This is a genomic window from Halomonas sp. ANAO-440, from assembly GCF_019915905.1.
Classification (GTDB): Bacteria; Pseudomonadota; Gammaproteobacteria; order Pseudomonadales; family Halomonadaceae; genus Halomonas; species Halomonas chromatireducens.
On the sequence record NZ_JAHXBV010000009.1, the window covers coordinates 1 to 17,761 of the forward strand.

The 17,761-nt window shown below is 59.7% G+C and carries 15 protein-coding genes, 1 tRNA gene and 1 pseudogene; 13 read left to right on the forward strand and 4 right to left on the reverse strand.

Annotated elements, in window-relative coordinates:
• Positions 1-596: 596 nt before the first annotated feature.
• Positions 597-905: pseudogene (locus KZO25_RS08115) on the forward strand (integrase core domain-containing protein); the annotation flags it as partial.
• On the opposite strand, the gene KZO25_RS08120 reads toward KZO25_RS08115, so the two are convergent.
• Both KZO25_RS08120 and KZO25_RS08125 read right to left on the reverse strand, forming a co-directional pair.
• On the reverse strand, positions 824-4,729 hold the full coding sequence (locus tag KZO25_RS08120) for an EAL domain-containing protein (RefSeq protein WP_223136561.1): 3,906 nt from the start codon (positions 4,727-4,729) through the stop codon (positions 824-826). The pseudogene KZO25_RS08115 and the gene KZO25_RS08120 sit on opposite strands and share 82 nt — an antisense overlap.
• 674 nt (positions 4,730-5,403) lie before the next feature.
• Positions 5,404-5,480 (reverse strand) — tRNA-Pro (locus KZO25_RS08125).
• A gap of 247 nt (positions 5,481-5,727) precedes the next feature.
• Between KZO25_RS08125 and KZO25_RS08130 the strand changes: the two genes are divergently transcribed.
• Genes KZO25_RS08130 through KZO25_RS08140 form a run of 3 tightly spaced genes read left to right on the forward strand, consistent with a single transcriptional unit; the run spans position 5,728 to position 8,479 of the window.
• Entirely contained in the window at positions 5,728-7,356 is a 1,629-nt protein-coding gene (locus tag KZO25_RS08130; protein WP_223136562.1) for a BCCT family transporter, read from the forward strand.
• Positions 7,353-7,751, forward strand: coding sequence for a CidA/LrgA family protein (locus KZO25_RS08135; protein ID WP_316935591.1), 399 nt, complete (start codon positions 7,353-7,355; stop codon positions 7,749-7,751). Before KZO25_RS08130 ends, KZO25_RS08135 begins: the two co-directional genes overlap by 4 nt.
• Positions 7,748-8,479: an LrgB family protein gene (locus KZO25_RS08140; protein WP_223136563.1), complete on the forward strand. Its 732-nt coding sequence runs from the start codon at positions 7,748-7,750 to the stop codon at positions 8,477-8,479. The genes KZO25_RS08135 and KZO25_RS08140 overlap by 4 nt, the downstream gene beginning before the upstream one ends.
• A 13-nt stretch (positions 8,480-8,492) precedes the next feature.
• Here KZO25_RS08140 and KZO25_RS08145 read toward each other — a convergent pair whose 3' ends face one another.
• Positions 8,493-8,849 (reverse strand): hypothetical protein, encoded by a 357-nt coding sequence (locus KZO25_RS08145; RefSeq protein ID WP_066451725.1) that lies wholly within the window; start codon positions 8,847-8,849, stop codon positions 8,493-8,495.
• 187 nt (positions 8,850-9,036) lie between these two features.
• On the opposite strand from KZO25_RS08145, the gene KZO25_RS08150 reads away from it, so the two are divergent.
• From KZO25_RS08150 to KZO25_RS08170, 5 genes are all read left to right on the forward strand, one after another.
• Positions 9,037-9,210 (forward strand): DUF2970 domain-containing protein, encoded by a 174-nt coding sequence (locus tag KZO25_RS08150; RefSeq protein ID WP_083517640.1) that lies wholly within the window; start codon positions 9,037-9,039, stop codon positions 9,208-9,210.
• A 193-nt stretch (positions 9,211-9,403) separates the two neighbouring features.
• Complete coding sequence (gene coxB, locus KZO25_RS08155; RefSeq protein ID WP_223136564.1) at positions 9,404-10,522, forward strand: cytochrome c oxidase subunit II; 1,119 nt, start codon at positions 9,404-9,406, stop codon at positions 10,520-10,522.
• 73 nt (positions 10,523-10,595) lie between these two features.
• Positions 10,596-12,233, forward strand: coding sequence for a cytochrome c oxidase subunit I (ctaD, locus tag KZO25_RS08160; protein ID WP_066451720.1), 1,638 nt, complete (start codon positions 10,596-10,598; stop codon positions 12,231-12,233).
• A 35-nt stretch (positions 12,234-12,268) separates the two neighbouring features.
• Complete coding sequence (locus tag KZO25_RS08165) at positions 12,269-12,862, forward strand: cytochrome c oxidase assembly protein (protein WP_066451717.1); 594 nt, start codon at positions 12,269-12,271, stop codon at positions 12,860-12,862.
• A complete protein-coding gene (locus KZO25_RS08170; protein ID WP_223136565.1) occupies positions 12,859-13,716 on the forward strand; it encodes a cytochrome c oxidase subunit 3 in 858 nt (285 codons plus the stop codon). Before KZO25_RS08165 ends, KZO25_RS08170 begins: the two co-directional genes overlap by 4 nt.
• A gap of 98 nt (positions 13,717-13,814) precedes the next feature.
• Here the strand turns inward: KZO25_RS08170 and KZO25_RS08175 are convergent, their stop codons facing one another.
• Positions 13,815-14,012, reverse strand: coding sequence for a DUF2909 family protein (locus KZO25_RS08175; RefSeq protein WP_066451713.1), 198 nt, complete (start codon positions 14,010-14,012; stop codon positions 13,815-13,817).
• Between the two features lie 40 nt (positions 14,013-14,052).
• Here KZO25_RS08175 and KZO25_RS08180 point away from each other — a divergent pair, with 40 nt between their 5' ends.
• From KZO25_RS08180 to cyoE, 4 genes are all read left to right on the forward strand, one after another.
• Entirely contained in the window at positions 14,053-14,820 is a 768-nt protein-coding gene (locus tag KZO25_RS08180) for an SURF1 family protein (protein WP_316935593.1), read from the forward strand.
• A gap of 48 nt (positions 14,821-14,868) precedes the next feature.
• Positions 14,869-15,450, forward strand: a complete 582-nt coding sequence (locus KZO25_RS08185) for a hypothetical protein (RefSeq protein WP_316935595.1) — start codon at positions 14,869-14,871, stop codon at positions 15,448-15,450.
• A gap of 74 nt (positions 15,451-15,524) precedes the next feature.
• Positions 15,525-16,589 carry a COX15/CtaA family protein gene (locus tag KZO25_RS08190; protein WP_223136567.1) on the forward strand — a complete coding sequence of 355 codons (1,065 nt, stop codon included), beginning with the start codon at positions 15,525-15,527 and terminating at the stop codon, positions 16,587-16,589.
• Positions 16,582-17,529 carry a heme o synthase gene (cyoE, locus tag KZO25_RS08195; RefSeq protein WP_223136568.1) on the forward strand — a complete coding sequence of 316 codons (948 nt, stop codon included), beginning with the start codon at positions 16,582-16,584 and terminating at the stop codon, positions 17,527-17,529. Before KZO25_RS08190 ends, cyoE begins: the two co-directional genes overlap by 8 nt.
• Positions 17,530-17,761 lie beyond the last annotated feature (232 nt).

The following is a 17,761-nucleotide window of genomic DNA, read 5'->3' on the forward strand; positions in this document are numbered from 1 at the left end:
CCTCCATTATGAGGCTTATCGGGGTGTCCGCTCCAATTGGACCACTTCATGGCGAGCCAGAAGCGGAATAACCACTCCCCCGCGTTCAAGGCCAAGGTGGCTTTTGAGGCGGTTCGGGGGCTCAAGACAGCCAACGAAATCGGACAGGAGTACGGGGTTCATCCGGTGCAGGTCAGCCAGTGGAAGAAGGACCTGCTCGAGGATTCCTCGACGCTGTTCGTCAAGAAGTCTGGTCCCAAGCCGAAGGCTGAGTACCAGACCGACGAGAAGCTTTACAGCGAGATCGGCCGTCTGAAGATGGAGCTCGACTGGCTGAAAAAACTCCGGGATCAACCTGCCGTGACTTGCCGTAGCTGGATCGATCCTTCAGACGAGGTGCCGCTGGTCCAGCAATGCACACTGTCGGGTGTTGCCAGGTCGACGGTTTATGCTCAGCCGAAGCCCAGGCCACTGGTATCTCTCGACCTCGAACTATGCCATGCGCTGGATGAGATCTACACACGCTGCCCGTTCTATGGGAGCCGATGCCGTGAGGTCAAAGCAGTCCAGTGTGGTGGTCGGCAATCTGCCTATATAGCCGTTGGAAGCCGTGACGGCCACAAACATACGGGATGGTGGAGCGATTCAACGGCCGTGTCAGCGATGTGCTGGCTGCTACCCGGCGCTATGAATCAGGTGAAGACCTGGAACAGACCCTCAAGCGCTATTGCTGGCTGTATAATCACCATATCCCGCAGAAGGCGCTGCACCAGCAATCACCGATTGCAGCGATGAAAAAATTGCAGGACAAACGGTCTGAGCTATTTACCAAACGGGTAGTCTATCACCCGGGACCCGACTGTATATCGTGTTCTCGGGACAGAATAAATTCTCTGACTTCCTCGGCAGGTAGCGGTTTGGCATAAAGATAACCTTGCCCCGCGTTGCATGCCATGGTTTTAAGCAGCTCTGCTTGTTCCACGGTCTCGATTCCCTCCGCCAGTACATTGAGGCTCAGACTGTGACCCATGTGAATGATTGCCTGTGTAATGGCATGGCTCTCTCGACCCTCTATGAGACCGGCGGTGAACGTCTGGTCGATCTTGAGCCGGTGTAGCGGAAATTGCTTCAAGTAACTCAGGCTAGAGTAACCGGTACCGAAATCATCAATCGCCAGCTTGATGCCAAGGGTGTGCAGGCGACTGAGTTTATCTAGCACGATTTCCACACCCTGCATGACCATGCTTTCCGTCAACTCCAGCTCCAGGCGGTCTGCGGTCAGGCCGGTGCGCTTCAATACGGCCTCCACTACGTTGACGAAGTCAGGCTGTTGGAACTGATTCGCTGAGACATTGACCGCGATGGTGCCGACTTCAAATCCCTCGGCGATCCAGCGGGCGTGCTGATGGCATGCATCTTCCAGGACCCAGGTTCCGATAGGTACGATCTGGCCGCTCTCCTCTGCGATGGGGATGAACTTCCCGGGAGACACAAGGCCATGGGTGGGGTGCCGCCATCGGACCAGGGCTTCGAGTCCGATGATGGCGCCGGTCGTCAAGTCGAGCTGTGGCTGATATTCGAGGTGGAGCTGGTGGTTCTCGATTGCCCGGCGGAGATCCCCTTCCAGCATGAGATGCTCCATAGTCTTGGCATGCATATCTGCGGCGTAGAACTGGTAGCAGTTGCGCCCTTGCTCCTTGGCAACATACATGGCGGCATCGGCATTGCGCAGTAGGGTCTCTGCTTCCTGGCCATCGGCCGGGAAACAGGCAATCCCGATGCTGGCGGAGAGCACCACCTGGGTATCCTCCACTTGGAAGGGGGCTACAAATGTTCCGAGCACTTTCTGTGCAACGCATTCGGCCTCCTGATCATTGCGCAGTTCTGGCACCACCACTAGGAATTCATCTCCCCCCTGGCGACTGATGGTATCCATGGCTCGCATGACCCCACGTAACCGCTTGGCAATCTCTATGAGAATCTGGTCGCCGAAGGCATGGCCGTAGATGTCGTTGATGTTCTTGAAACGGTCCACGTCGAGGAATAGCAAGGCTAGGTGCTGGCCGTGCCGTTGGGCATCCGCAAAGGCCATGTTCAGGCGGTCGGTGAGTAGGAAGCGGTTCGGCAGGTCAGTCAGCGCATCGTGAAGGGCCATGTGGGTAAGCCGCTCATCGGCAATCCGCCGCTCGATTGCAGTGCTTAGGGTATTGGCAAGGCTCTCCAGGAAGCGGATGTCGTCGGAAGAAAAACGATGCGACTCTCGGGCGTAAGCGCCGAGGACGCCCAGAGGATGCTCGATCCCCTTTACCACCACGTTGACCCCACTAACGATGCCATGCTGGATTAGTAGCGGCGAGGGTGAAAAGCGCGTCTCGTCACGGAAGTTTTCGATGGCCAACGGTTCCTGAGAATCAAATACGTGTTTAGCCTGGGAGTAGATCGAACTGTCGCGATAGGTCTTGCGACCAATCCAATCCGCGGACCATCCGGTCCCAGCCACCAGTGTGCAAGTATTGCTGGATTCGTCGCAGAGCAGCACTTTGGCGTAACCCACGCCCAGGCCCTCGGCTATCAGCGCGGCCGCCTTCCGGAAGACCTTCTGTATGTCTTTTGTGGACAGTGCCAAACGCCCGAAGTCGGCTACCAGCAGTTGCTGGTGTGCGCGTGTCATCAAGGCTCGTTCGGCGCGCTTCTCCTCGCTGATGTCCTGGATCGTGCCGTAGAGGCCGTTGACACGGCCTTGTGAATCCTTGCTCGGTACCGCCATGGCCCGGACATACACCTCCTTCCCAGACGGGTGTGCGACGAGAAGCTCATACTCCTGAGGCTCTCCTGAGGCGATGGCAAGTTCGACTCTTTCGATGAGTACGCGATGGCTAGGCGGTGCGTAAAGCTTGGCATGCTCTTCAAGACTGCGTGGCGGTCCCAGTGTCAGATCCCGACCAAGAATCTCGTAAACCTGTCTGGACCAGTTAATAGACTGCGTTGCGATATCGTATTCCCAGTCGCCAATCCTACCGATACGCTGCGCCTCAGTGAGCCGTTCCTCAGTACGCTTGAGTTCATGGATGTCGGTACAGGTACCGAACCACTTTACAATCTGGCCGGTGCTGTCACGCAAAGGCAGGGCACGTCCGAGCATCCAGCGATAGGCGCCGTCGGCGCGACGCAGCCGATACTCGATCTCGTAGGGGGTCCCCGTAGTGATCGCCTCCTGCCATCGCCTGGCGGCACGCGGCCGATCATCCGGATGAAAAGCCGGATTCCAGCCGTGGCCGAGGCTCTCTTCTAGCGTCAGCCCGGTGAAGTCGAACCAGCTCTGGTTGTATTGCAGGTGCCAGCCGTCTGGTCGTGTCACCCAAACAATCTGAGGCATCGACTCGATCAGGGTGCGAAATTCGGCCTCGCTGTCTCGCAGGGCCACCTCGACGCGAAGTCGGTCGGTGATGTCATGGGCCAACACCAGTTCGGCGGGCTGGCCGCTGTAGCGAAGAAGGTGAGAGTAGATCTCGACGTCGATGTATCGGCCGTCTTTGGTGATGTGTTTCCAGATCCCCGCGCTATCCAGCGCCTGTGCATTTTCGGCTACCTGCTCGACGTTAGCGAGCAAACGGGGAATATCCTCCGGCGGGCGGATATCCTTGATGGTCATCCGCATGAACTCGTCACGGCTGTAGCCATATTGACTCAACATGGCATCATTCACTGCCAGGAAGGCCAGCGTATCAAGGCTGTAGACACACATCGGATGAGGATTGGCCTCGAACAGCTCGCGGTGACGGGCTTCGCTCACGCGGAGTTGTTGGGCGTGGTCTTCAAGTCGTTTCCTGACATCGGCGATTTCACGAATGGAAGCAGGCGGAACTGGTAACTTGGGATCCGCCAAGAAGGCTACCTGACGACGAATGCGACGCGCCGCCCAATGGCCACCGATCACACCGCTTAATGTTGCCATGAAGATCAGTAGCGCTAGGGTAACAGCGAGCTTCTGGCGTGGGGCATCGAGGGCCGATTGAGGAACTGACACAGTGATGTGCCAGGGAGATAGCTCGGACGAAACGCGAAAGGTCTCTGCCGTTTGCTGCGGACTTGCAGCGTCACCAGCCAGAGCACCGCGATGTGCCAAATGCCCCCCGCGGCTATCGGTCAGGGTCAATGTCCACGCGTCGGGGAGAACCAGTGAGTCGAGTCGCTGCTGAAGCTGTTTGGCTTCCAGGGTGCTGAGTATCAAGTGGGTGACATGACTCTCCCGTATTCCAGGCACCACGATGGCGACCAGGGTCTCATTGGCGACCGGACCCATGAAGCTGTCGCCGACTGCGGGCTGTCCCGTGGTGAGAGCCTGGGGCGCAGCTGCACTACCGTCTGGGCGGGGAAGTGGCGGAAGTTCCGTCCCGTATGGCACGCGGGTATTGAAGCGCATCCGCATGGGATCGCCCACACCGGAAAAAACCACGTGGTTTCCGAAGCTTTGCTGGAAGCCTTGCGCTTCGGCGTAGAGCTGCTGCCACTGCATGGGGTCATCCGCCAGAGGTGAAACAGCTAGCATCGACAAAGCACGAATGCGCGTATCCAAATAGTGATCGATAGAATTGCTTGTGTTGTGAGCTAGTTGCTGAGCTTCCACACGTATTTCCTGGCCGCGGCCTTGGACGCTATGAAATGCCCACCAGGCAGACAGCAGGACAAGGGGCAGGATACTCAAAAATATCAAGCCAGTGAGATACGTTGCCAGAGGACGTTGCGTCATCGTGATGGATATTTCCTGGATGCTGTGCCATCTGTATTGATACCGGGTGAGGTGGAACCCATCCTTCGGATCACCTGTCAGGTCATTTAAGCTTTCGGGTAATTGTCGGCATCAGCGCGCCTGGGTCAGTGGTTGAGGGAAGTACACCTCATCTGGTGGCACATCGTCCAATCCTTAATGAGGCCTCGCCCGGTTGTACCAGACTCGGAGCCCTTGAAGTATCCGGCGGCGTTGTCCAGCAGCTCGTGCTTCCACTGGTTCAACATGGACGGCGGCTCCTCGAAGCGAGCGGCCAACTCCAAGGTGGTCTTATCTCGCTTCTATAGCGCGCGAGGCTGCCTTGGCCTTGAAGTCACTGATGTACTGCCGACGTTTCTTGCTCATGATCAGGCTTTCCTGGTTGGTCTGTTCAGAGCTTAGTGCCTGGCCCAAATTTCGGAGACCACTCCAGTGCACTACTGGTCCTGGTATGGCCGTCTCGCATACTGTGAGCGATTGGCCAGGTTGTGGTGTGGGTACCAGTCTAGGTTCGCTCACATTGGCTTGTGCATTGGCACCTTTTCAGCATGCTATAGACCGCTCGAACCTATTTGGAACCTAGAAATTTCGGAGGGGAAAAAACCAAAAACCGCCACTCGGCATGACCCGTAAGCGGCGGTTTTTCTTGAATCTATTGGTCGGAGCGACAGGATTCGAACCTGCGACCTCTGCAACCCCATTGCAGCGCGCTACCAAGCTGCGCCACGCTCCGACAGTCGTTCTACAACCCCGGGTTTCCCCGGTTTTCGGGTTGGTTGGCCTTGACCAGTACCCCGAGAACGAGGCGTATACTAGCGCGTTCCTTTCTAAATGGAAAGCCTCTTTTGTACTTTCCTTTCATAAGCTTGCCTTTACAAGGGGTTGGTCGCGGCGAGGCGCCGAGCTTGCCGTGAAGGGAGGCGACCATTGCTTTATGATGAACATCGGCAAATGCTCATCATCGTCAAAGGAATACGTCCATGTACCAACAGGCTCAGCGCGGCCCTTTGAAGGGTCTGAACCCGCGGGTAACTCTGGTGACGTTCGTGGTCGTGGTGGTCTCCCTGATCTTCGGCGCGTTCTTTACTGAGCAGTTGGGCCATGGCCTGGCCCTGGTGCGTGCCGTTCTGGACCCGTTTCTTGAGTGGTATTACGTGCTGCTGGTGGCCTTTCTCCTCTTGTTCATGATTTGGCTGGGCACCGGCCGCTACAAGAACGTACGCCTGGGCAGCGACTTCGAACAGCCGGAGTTCACCTTCTTCTCCTGGGTGGCGATGCTGTTCGCGGCAGGGACTGGCGTTGGCATTCTGTTCTGGTCGGTGGCCCAGCCGATACTGCAGTTTCAGGAGAACCCCTTCATCGCCGACGGCATGAGCCCTGATGCTGCTCGCGTGGCCATGCGCTTGACCTATTTCCACTGGGGCTTGAATGGGTGGGCCATCTTCTCTTTTGTGGCGCTGGTCCTGGCCTATTTCTCCTATCGCTGGAAGATGCCACTCACCATCCGTTCGGGCCTGAAGCCACTGTTCGGCGAGCGAACCGATGGGCTGTTGGGAGATGCCGTCGATGTGCTGGCAGTTTTTGGTACGGTATTCGGCATTGCCACTACCCTCGGGCTTGGCGTTCAGCAGATGAATGCGGGCCTCGACGCCGTATTCGGCCTGCCGTCTTCGCTGACCCTGCAGTTGATCGTCACCGCCGTGATCATGAGCGTGGCGACATTCTCCGTGGTCTCCGGCGTCAAGCGTGGCGTGCGGCTGCTGTCGGAAGCGAATTTCTGGCTGAGCATCGCGGTGGTGCTGTTCATGCTGCTGTTCGGACCAACCCAGTACCTTATCGCGATTACCATCGAGTCCGCGGGGGACTATATTCAGAACCTGATGGGCATGACGTTCCATACCAATGCGACCCGTGACGATGGCTGGCAGGCAGAGTGGACGGTGTTCTTCTGGGGGTGGTGGCTGGCCTGGTCGCCGTTTGTCGGCATGTTTATCGCCCGGGTGTCACGGGGGCGTACCTTCCGTGAATTCGTCATGGGCGTCCTTCTGGTGCCCACGCTTATCACCATTGTATGGATCGGTCTTTTTGGCGGTACCGCGCTCTATCATGAGCTGTTTGGCACCGGTGGCATCGTGGCCGCCGTGGAGGCTGACGTGGCCACGGCGCTCTTTGCCACCATCGATGCCATGGGGCTCGGTTTGCTGGGGCAGGGCGTATCTGCCGTGCTGGTACTGCTGATCGCCACCTACCTGATTACATCGGCCAATGCCGGCACCTTGGTGATCAATACCATACTGGCAGGGGGCGACCCCGAACCACCCACGGCTCACCGTATACTCTGGGGTGGCCTGCTGGGCTTGCTGACGGCGGTGTTGCTGATGGCGGGTGGGCTCGAGACTCTGCAGGCGGCCGTGATCATGGCGGCCCTGCCTTTCTCGGTGGTGATCATGCTGATGATTGCCGGTCTGCTCAAGGCGCTGCATCGTGAGCGCTATGCGGCTCGTACCGGTGAGCGCGCCGAGGCGCCGCGGGAGCCGTGGGCAGACCTCGACGATGCGGGCTCCCAGCCGGTGCCGGTTTCCAATGACGAGGCGCACAAGGCGCATTGAGCGAACGCTGCGACGAGCAGAAGGGGGCTGGCATGCCGTTGATCATGGGGATGAGCGTATTGCTGGCCTGCCAGTTCGCCGGTGAGCTGGTGGCGCGTGGGCTGGGGGTGCCGATCCCGGGGCCGGTGGTGGGTATGGTGATTCTGCTGCTGGGCCTGATGGTGCTAGGTCGGGTACCCAGCAGTCTGCGCATTACCGGGGAGGGGCTGCTGCGCTACCTGACACTGCTGTTCGTGCCTGCCGGGGTTGGATTGATGGTGCATGCCAGGCTGATTGGCATGGATTTCTGGCCCATCGTTGCGACACTGATTATCTCGACGGCGCTGACCCTGGCGGTTACTGCGTGGGTGTTGGAGCGCATGCAGCGCCGCTATCGGCAAGGCGAAGCGCAATGAGCGTCGTTGCCCTGGATCAGCTATGGGTCTACCTGTCTGGCAATCCACTGCTGTCGTTATTGGTCACCTTGCTGGCCTTCATGGTGGCAGTGCGAATCAATCGCGTGCTGGGGGGGACTCCCCTTGTGCATCCAGTGACCCTGGCCATCGCCATGCTCATTGGCTTTTTGCTTTTGGTCGACATGGATTACGCCACCTACTTCGAGGGGGCGCAATTCATCCACTTTCTGCTCGGGCCTGCCACCGTGGCACTGGCCATTCCGCTCTATGATCACCGTGAGCGCATCCGACGGCTGCTGTGGCCCTTGCTGCTTGCTTGTCTGGTGGGAATATTTACCGCCGTTGCTTCCACGATTGCCATCGCCATGGCGCTGGGGGCCCAGATCGAAACCGTACTAACCCTGGCGCCGCGATCGGTGACGTCCCCAATTGCCATGGGCATCGCCGAACAGGTGGGGGGTATTCCCTCGCTGGCGGCGGGACTGGTCTTGTTGACCGGCTCGATTGGCTGTGCGCTGGGGCCGCTGCTATTCCGGGTAATGGGAATTCGCGACCCCGGCGTCCAGGGCTTTACCCTTGGGCTGGCCGCTCACGGCTTCGGTACCGCCCATGCTTTTGCTCGGATCGGGGCGGTAGCCGGCGCCTTCTCAGGGCTGGCCATGGCGCTGACGGGCTTGCTGACAGCGTTCCTGCTGCCACTGGTGGTCAGGGCATTCGGATTAGGCTGAGCGCTATCAATCGTTAGATCTCCTCCCAGATGCGTGCACGAAAGTCATGGGACAGGTTCGCGACATTTTTCATTCTTTCCATATGGTGTTCCGCCACTTCCTTGGCAAGTTCCTGATAGCACTCGTTCATTTTCATCGGATCGCCCTGGTTGGTGTCGTAGCACTTGGCGATGCGCTGACTGGCCTCGGCCAGGGCCGAGAGAAAACGGGCCTCCTGCTGCATGATTTCAGACAGATTCTCCATCCAGGCCAATTGCATGCGGGTCATTGGGGTCGCACCCTGCATCCACTGCTTGGTCCACCACTCCATGATGGGCTGGGCAGCCTCAAAGGGTGCGCTGGGGTTGGCGGCCGATTTCTTGGTGGTCATGTCGTACTCCAGAGGTCAGTAAAACAGGGCTTGTCTCCTACTTGAAGTGTAGCCCAGAGCGGGAGCCTTGGCGGTATTTCTACTGCGTTGCAGCATGGTTTTTCGTGTTGTTTTGAATACTTGATTTCCCGAAGTCGTGACTGCTGTGGCATGCTGTAAGCGTCCCAACTGGCCGTGGAGATCAGGCATGTGGAAGGTGGTCAAGTCGGTGCTTGCGGCTTTTTTGGGTGTGCAGAAGGAGCAGCAGAGGCGTGAGGATTTCGAGAAGGGCAATCCGATGGCCTTTATCCTCGTGGGTATCATCATGGCGCTGCTGTTTGTGGGCGTGATCGCAGTGGTGGCTATCTGGGCAGCAGGTTGAGCTGGCCCGGGTTTGATGCGCTGCGTTGATTGGAGCGTTTGTCAGAAGACGGGAGCAGGAGCAGTGACTTTCCGGCCCCGACTTCATATAATCTTTGCAGAAGCGGCTAATGTTCTTGCGCTTGCGTGAGGGCCCCCGTCCCTGACCTTCGGGGTTTCCGCTCTACGACAACTACAAACATCGGGAGGCGTCGATGCGCACTCTGCTCGTATGGTTGGCAGGGGGCCTGTCCCTTGTCGGCTCGAGCCAGGCGGCTCTGGCCAGTGGCTGGAACATGCCGGTGGGGGTAACAGACCTCAGTAGAGAAATCTACAATCTGCACATGGCCATATTCTGGATCTGCGTGGTCATCGGCGTGGTGGTGTTCGGGGTGATGTTCTACTCCTTGATCCGCTACCGCCACTCCAAGGGCGCCAAGGCGGCCAACTTCCATGAAAACACCACCGTGGAAGTGATCTGGACGGCGGTACCGCTGCTGATCCTGGTCGGCATGGCCATCCCTGCCACAGCGACGCTGCAGAAGATCTATGATCCCTCTGATGCTGAGTTGGACGTCATGGTCACTGGCCAGCAATGGCGCTGGCGCTATGAATATCTCGGTGAAGATGTTGCTTTCAATTCGAACCTGGCGACACCGCGTTCACAGATACGCGGTGACGAGGTTCGCGGTGAGAACTACCTGCTGGAGGTCGACGAGCCTCTGGTCCTGCCGATCAATCGCAAGGTGCGTTTCCTGTTTACTTCCGACGACGTCATCCACGCCTGGTGGGTGCCTGACTTCGCCGTCAAGCAGGACACTATCCCCGGCTTCATCAGTGAAAACTGGGTCAGGATAAACGAGCCGGGGATCTATCGCGGCCAGTGCGCCGAACTGTGCGGGGTGGATCACGCCTTCATGCCGATCGTGGTTCACGCCATGGAAGAAGATGACTTCGAGACCTGGCTGGCCGAGCGCAAGGAGATGGCAGCCGAGGAGGCGCTTGGCGTCGATCGCGATTGGGAAATGGATGAGCTGATGGAGCGTGGTGAAGCCGTCTACGGCAGCATCTGTGCCTCCTGTCACCAGGTGGAAGGTCAGGGCTCTCCGCCGGCGTTCCCGGCACTGGCCGGCAACGAGCAGATGCTGGACGATGTCGATTGGCACAAGGATGTCATCATCAATGGCGTGTCCGGTACTGCCATGCCGTCGTTCCGTACCACGCTCAACCCTGTCGAGCTCGCTGCGGTGATCACTTATACCCGCAACGCCTGGGGCAACGACACCGGCGATGCGGTACAGCCCGCGGAAATTGCCGAGCGGCTGGAACGTTGATCACGGCCACGGCACTCACGCCGTGGCCACCCCTTGCGCCGATATAACAAGACAATGAATCTGGAGATTTCCGATGGCCCCTAAGGTACCTCCTCAGCCTACCCTCGAGCAGAGCAGCACCGCCGCGGAAGCTGGGCATGGACACGCCCATGCAGCGCCCCCCAAGGGCCTCATGCGGTGGCTGCTGACTACCAACCACAAGGAGATCGGGTCGCTCTACCTGATCTTCTCGCTGGTCATGTTCTTCATCGGGGGGATCTTTGCCCTGGTGGTGCGCCTGGAGCTCTTCCAGCCCGGCATGCAGTTCGTCAATCCGGAATTCTTCAACCAGATGACGACCATGCATGGCCTGATCATGGTCTTCGCCGCTGTCATGCCGGCCTTTACCGGACTTGCCAACTGGATGATTCCGCTGCAGATCGGTGCGCCGGACATGGCCCTGCCGCGCCTGAACAACTTCAGCTTCTGGCTGCTGCCCGTGGCGTTCGGGCTGCTGCTGTCTACGCTGTTCATGCCGGGTGGTGGGCCCAACTTCGGTTGGACTTTCTACGCGCCGCTCTCTACCACCTATGCACCGCCCTCGACGACGTTCTTCATCCTCGCGTTGCATATCGCCGGTATCAGCTCGATCCTGGGGGCAATCAATATCGTTGCCACTATCCTCAACATGCGTGCCCCGGGGATGCGCATGATGGATATGCCGCTGTTCGTGTGGACCTGGCTGATCACCGGTTTCCTGCTGATCGCCGTGATGCCGGTACTAGCCGGGGTGATCACCATGATGCTGATGGACATCAACTTCGGCACCAGTTTCTTCAATGCCGCGGGTGGGGGTGATCCGGTCCTGTTCCAGCACCTGTTCTGGTTCTTCGGCCATCCCGAGGTTTACATCATGATCCTGCCGGCCTTCGGGATCGTGTCGGCGATCATTCCCGCCTTCGCCCGCAAGCGCCTGTTCGGCTACGCATCGATGGTGTACGCCACTGCGGCCATCGCTCTGCTGTCGTTCATGGTCTGGGGACACCATATGTTTGTGGTGGGGATGCCGCTGGCGGGGCAGCTTTTCTTCATGTATGCCACCATGCTGATAGCGGTACCCACCGGGGTGAAGGTATTCAACTGGATCGCCACGCTCTTCCAGGGCTCGATCAGTTTCGAGCCGCCGATGCTGTTTGCCCTGGCCTTCGTGGTGCTGTTCACCATCGGTGGCTTCTCGGGCTTGATGCTTGCCATCGCGCCGGCCGATTTCCAGTATCACGATACCTACTTCGTCGTGGCGCATTTCCACTATGTGCTGGTGCCGGGCGCGATCTTCGCGATTATGGCAGGGGTCTACTTCTGGCTGCCCAAGTGGACCGGGCACTACCCCAATGAGCGCCTGTCCCAGTGGCACTTCTGGCTGTCTGTGATCGGCGTCAACCTGACCTTCTTCCCGATGCATTTCTCGGGGCTTGCCGGCATGCCGCGCCGGATTCCCGACTATGCCCTCCAGTTTGCCGATTTCAACATGGTGTCGAGCATCGGTGCCTTCATGTTCGGTTTCTCCCAGCTGTTGTTCGTGGCCGTGGTGATCATGTGCGTGCGGGGTGGCAAGAAGGCGCCGGCTGCGGCCTGGGGCGACTATGCCGACGACCTCGAGTGGAGCGTGCCTAGCCCGGCTCCGCTGCATACCTTCGAGACACCGCCGAACTACCAGCGCCCGGCTCACTGAGCCGGCGTATCGGCATGTGACAGGAGGAACGAAGCATGAGTCGGAACGAGACGGATACTCAGGAAGTGAGGGTCAGGCGCACGGTATGGCGGAGCGTCGCGGCATTGGTGGGAATGTTCGCCTTCGCCTTTGCCCTGGTACCCCTGTACGACGTGTTCTGCCGCGTCACCGGCATCAACGGCAAGGTGGACACCAACGCCCAGGCATTGGTCCATGATGATGTTGACGATTCGCGCATGGTGACCGTGCAGTTCATCACCCGCAATGGCTCCGGCTTGCCCTGGCGCATGGAAGTCGAGACCCGCCAGGTCCGAATTCATCCGGGCCAGACATCCGAAGTGAATTTCAGCTTCAACAATCAGAGCAGTGGGGAGAGCTGGGGTCGTGCGGTTCCCAGTGTCTCGCCCTCGACTGCTACGCGACACGTGCGCAAGGCAAGCTGCTTCTGTTTCGAGGAGCAGCGGCTTGAGGCAGGCGAGCGGCTCGAGCTGCCGCTGGTTTTCCAGCTGGATCGCGATCTACCCCCCGAAATCAACACCGTCACCCTGGTCTATACGCTCTATCCCGTTGAAGGCAAGAAGGCGCCGCTTCAGGCCGCTGCGAAGACCATTGAAGGAGATGAGGCATGAGTGGCAGCTATTACGTACCTGCAACCAGCAAGTGGCCGGTGCTGGGCTCCCTGGCACTAGGCATGATGATGGTCGGCACCGGCATGGTGCTGGTGCATGGGAGCGGCACTTTGATCATGCTGCTGGGGTTGGCGGGGGTGGTGGCCGTGATGGCGCTCTGGTTCCGCGATGTCGTGGTGGAATCGCGCAGCGGCCTCTATGATGCCCAGATGGACCGCTCGTTCCGCTGGGGTATGGGCTGGTTCATCTTCTCGGAAGTGATGTTCTTCGCTGCCTTCTTTGGTGCGCTGTTCTATGTGCGCATGTTTGCCATCCCATGGCTGGGGGGCGAGGGCACCAAGGGGCCAACGGCGCTGCTATGGCCGGAATTTACCGCCCACTGGCCGTTGCTGAGCCCGCCTGACCCCTCGATTTCCGGGCCGGCACAAGTATTCAGTCCCTGGCATCTGCCGCTGGTCAATACGCTGATCCTCATCTCTTCAAGCATTACCCTGACGGTGGCGCACGAGGCGCTCAAGGAAGGCCATCGCAAGATCTGTCGCAACTGGCTGGCCGGCACGGTACTGCTGGGCCTCACCTTCATCGTCATCCAGGGTGTGGAGTATTACGAGGCTTACGCCCATTACGGCATTACCCTGGAGGCTGGCATCTATGGTGCAACCTTCTTCATCCTGACCGGCTTCCATGGCGTGCATGTCATCGTCGGTACCTTGATACTCATCGTGATGCTGGTGAGGGTAATGAAGCGTCACTTTTCACCCGAGGAGCATTTCGGTTTCGAGGCGTCCTGCTGGTACTGGCACTTCGTGGATGTGGTCTGGGTAGGGCTGTTCCTGTTTGTCTACGTATTCTGAGGCTCAACAAGCGCATCCCCCTTCACCAGTCGATGATACGATATCTCCCGTCCAGCCCGGTGTGGCCGGGCGGGAGTTCGTCGTGAGGCGTCGGGTGTTCAGGCGGTGCCCAGGTCGCCAAAATAGAAGCCGTAGAACAGCAGGGCGAGCAGTAGCGCGGCCAATCCAACGCGGATCTTCAGTGACACCAGCAGGCGGCGGGACTGGCTGTCGTCTCGTAGCAGAAAGCCGACGCCGGCTGCCAGGCTGGTCACCATGGCCAGGAATACAACGGCGATCAGGATCTTCAGCAGCATGAGTTACTCCATCAAGGGTCAGGGGGCAGGGGGAAAGGGGATGCCGACGATGCGTCTTCCTGGCTGGCGACTGGGCCTGTGGTGCGTGCTCTGGTCGCTGCTGGTGGCACTCGGTCTGGCTCTCGGACTATGGCAGTGGGAACGGGCCGACGACAAGCGCGACTATCTGGCCAACCTCGACGCCGCGCCAACGCTCGAGGCACCCTTGACGGCTCCTCCTGATGGTACGCGTCTGACGCTGCGAGGCGAGTACCAGGCTGACGACACCCTGTTCCTCGATAATCGTACACTCAATGGCCAGGTGGGTGTGGCAGCATTGACGCCATTGCGCACCGAGGATGGCCGGCTATGGCTGGTACAGCGTGGCTTCATGGCCACCGGTCCGGTGCGCGAGACACCCGAAGTGGATACGCCTCAGGGTCAGGTCACGCTAAAAGGTCGCTGGCAAGAGGCCGGCGATTCAGGGCCGCTCTATGGTCCGAACCGCGAGGGGCTGCGGCTGCAGCAGATGAATCTTGCTGCCTGGAGCCAGTCGCCCGGGTTCGCCCACGATGGCTGGCTCCACCTGGAGGAGGGTGGCGGTCTGCTCGAACCATGGTGGGAGCCCAGTGTGATGCCCCCTGAGCGACATGTCGGTTACGCGGTGCAGTGGTGGGGCCTGGCTCTGGCGGCACTGGTCATGATGATCGTCGGAGGGCGTCGGCTGGCCCGGGATCGGCGTGCAAGCTTCGCTTCTGACGATTACCCACCGCAGGGGCTGGAACCTCTGTCGAAACAACCTCCTACAGAGCCTCCCAAAGAAGGGTAGCCCGCTGGTTGGGCACGCTGGGAGCTGTCATCAGATTAAGGTAGAAACGTGCGAGAAAAGCCGGCCGAGCAACACATTAACGAGAAGGATAGCCAGAGGGCGCGTCGCCAGCGCTTCAAGCTTCTGGCGTTGATTGCCATCTTCGCCATACCGGTAGCTACCGCCTGGATCATGGTGGAGTGGCGCATTGGTATTCCAGAGCAGCGTACGGCTCACGGTGAATTGGCACCGGCAGTGCCTGCCCTTGCCAACTGGCCTCTGGTCGAGCCTCTCGAGGCGCTGGAGCCCGGGGATTGGATCCTGGCTTTCGATTGCTCTACGCAATGTGAGGCATTGGCTGACCAGTGGTGGCGCCTCCATCGGGCCCTGGGGCGAGAAGCGCCCAGGGTGAGCCGTTTGCGTATCGGTGGCGATGGGCCGGCACTACCGGGAGAGTCCGTGGCACAATGGACCCATACGCCGGAATGGCACTCGCCGGGCCGTGTTTGGTTGGTCGATCCACGGGGTGAGGCGGTGCTGACATACGCCCGCGAAGTGGAACTCCGCGATGTGATGGATGACATCAGCCACCTATTGCGCATGAATCCGGAAAAGCGAGCGGCGCCGGAGCTAGAGGTCGGTAATCGCTGAAACGCCAGCGGTCGCCTCTCACGATCAGGGTAGGCATCATCGAGTGGCAGTCAGGATCGATAAGGAATGTACCAATGCAGGACATATCGACGCGAGGCCATCAAGGGTCGTCGCGGCTGGGACTTCTGCTCAGCCTCAGTCTGGTGGGTGTTTTCTTCACGAGTGCCGTGATTCTGGTGGGTGTCTGGACGCGGCTGGTGGATGCTGGCCTGGGTTGCCCCGACTGGCCGGGCTGCTATGGCCGTCTTGTCGTACCTGACGCCGAGCGGGCCATGGCCCATTCACCGGACGCGCCTCTGGAAGTCTTCAAGGCCTGGGTCGAGATGATTCATCGCTATGTGGCTTCCGCGCTGGGTTTGCTGGTCATCGCCCTGCTGGTGGCGGGAGCCGGCCTGCGTAAACGCCAGGGGTATCCCTGGGGCGTGAGCGTGGCGCTGCTGGTCGTGATCCTGCTGCAGGGGGCTTTCGGCGCGTTCACCGTTACCCTGAAGCTTTGGCCCCAGGTGGTGACGATGCACTTGCTGGGCGGATTGGCCGTGCTGCTTTTATTCCTCTGGTTGCACTTGCGGCTTAGGCGATATGCCGCCGGGGACACGGGGGAGCGTCCAAGGCGCCGGCTTACGCCGCTGTGGGGCCTTGCACTGCTGCTGTTATTGCTGCAGCTTGCACTCGGCGGTTGGGTTTCCAGTAACTACGCCGGTATTGCCTGCCAGGGCTTCCCCACTTGTAATGGCCAATGGTGGCCGGAGATGGACTGGAGCGAGGGTTTTCATCTGACCCAGACGGTCGGGCCAAACTACCTGCATGGGCAGCTGCATGCCGATGCAAGAGTCGCCATTCATCAGGGGCATCGCATTGGTGCGCTCCTGCTGGGGTTGGTCCTGCTGGCGCTGGCGGTCCGCTATTGGCATGAGTCACGCCTGCGGCCTTGGCTGGGCGGCGTGGTGGGGATATACGTGCTGCAACTGGGGTTGGGGGTCGCCAATGTCCTGCTTTGGCTGCCGCTTTGGCTTGCCCTGCTACATACCGCCGGGGCCGTGGCGTTGGTGCTGTGCCTGGCATTGGCGGTATGGCATTGGCGTGAGGCGGTGGAGGATGAGACTACAATACGAAAGGACAAGGAGTGGGCGCATGTCTAATGCGGTAATCAAGCGAACGGGATTGAAGCGCACCCTGGGGGCTCCCTTCAATACCGAGGATGCTGCCGACTGGACCGGACAGGATCTGCTTACCCTGTGCAAGCCGCGGGTAGTCGTCGTCATGCTGGCTTGTGCCCTGGTGGGCATGGCATTGGCGACACCGGCCTTGCCCCCGCTCAGTACGGTGATTTTCGGGCTGGCCGGGATTGGCTTCGCGGCTGGTGGGGCCGCTGCGTTCAACCATGTGGTCGATCGGCGGCTCGATGCCATGATGCTGCGGACCTCGCGTCGGCCGCTGGCCAGCCAGCGAATGCCGACTTGGCTTGCGCTGGCCTGGGCCTCGCTACTATCCGTGTCGGGAATTCTGTTGTTGCTGTGGCAGGTCAATGCATTGACGGCGTGGCTGACGCTTGGCTCGCTGATTGGCTATGCATTGATTTATACCGCGTTTCTAAAGCGGGCCACGCCACAGAACATCGTCATCGGCGGTGTTGCCGGCGCGGCACCGCCACTCCTGGGTTGGACGGCGGTAACCGGCCAGTTGGGTCCGGAGCCGCTGCTGCTGCTGCTGATCGTTTTTGCCTGGACGCCGCCTCACTTCTGGGCGCTGGCAATCCATAAGCGTGATGAGTATGCCCGGGCCGGGGTCCCCATGTTGCCGGTTACCCATGGTGAGGCGTTCACTCGGCTACAGGTATGGCTATACGGCTGGTTGACCGTGGCAGTAACGATGTTGCCGTTCGTCATCGGCATGAGCGGCGCGGTCTACCTGGTTGGCGTTCTGGCACTGAATAGCCGCTTCATGTACTGGAACTGGAAGGTTTGGCGAGGCCACGATCCCGAGGCGCCTCTGGCCGCATTCTGGTTCTCTATCCGCTATATACTTGGCGTGTTCGGGGTTCTCCTGCTTGATCACTACGCAGCCCTCTGGGCGTTGTAATGGCAGGGCGTCGAAACCTCGGCGCCCTGTCGGCTCGCCCGCTCCCTCATTTCCTTTCCTTGCCTCTTTTTTCCCGTGCCGATTTATATCCGCGAGTCGGCCCAACCTGTGAGTGGGACACTACAGCAGGGCAGGGCATGCTGGAGGGTGCCGGCGGGGCGATGTTGAGCCTGGGATGCTACCCTGGTGGCTCATCTGTTGCCCTGAGTGTATTGCCTGCCCCTGGCTGAGG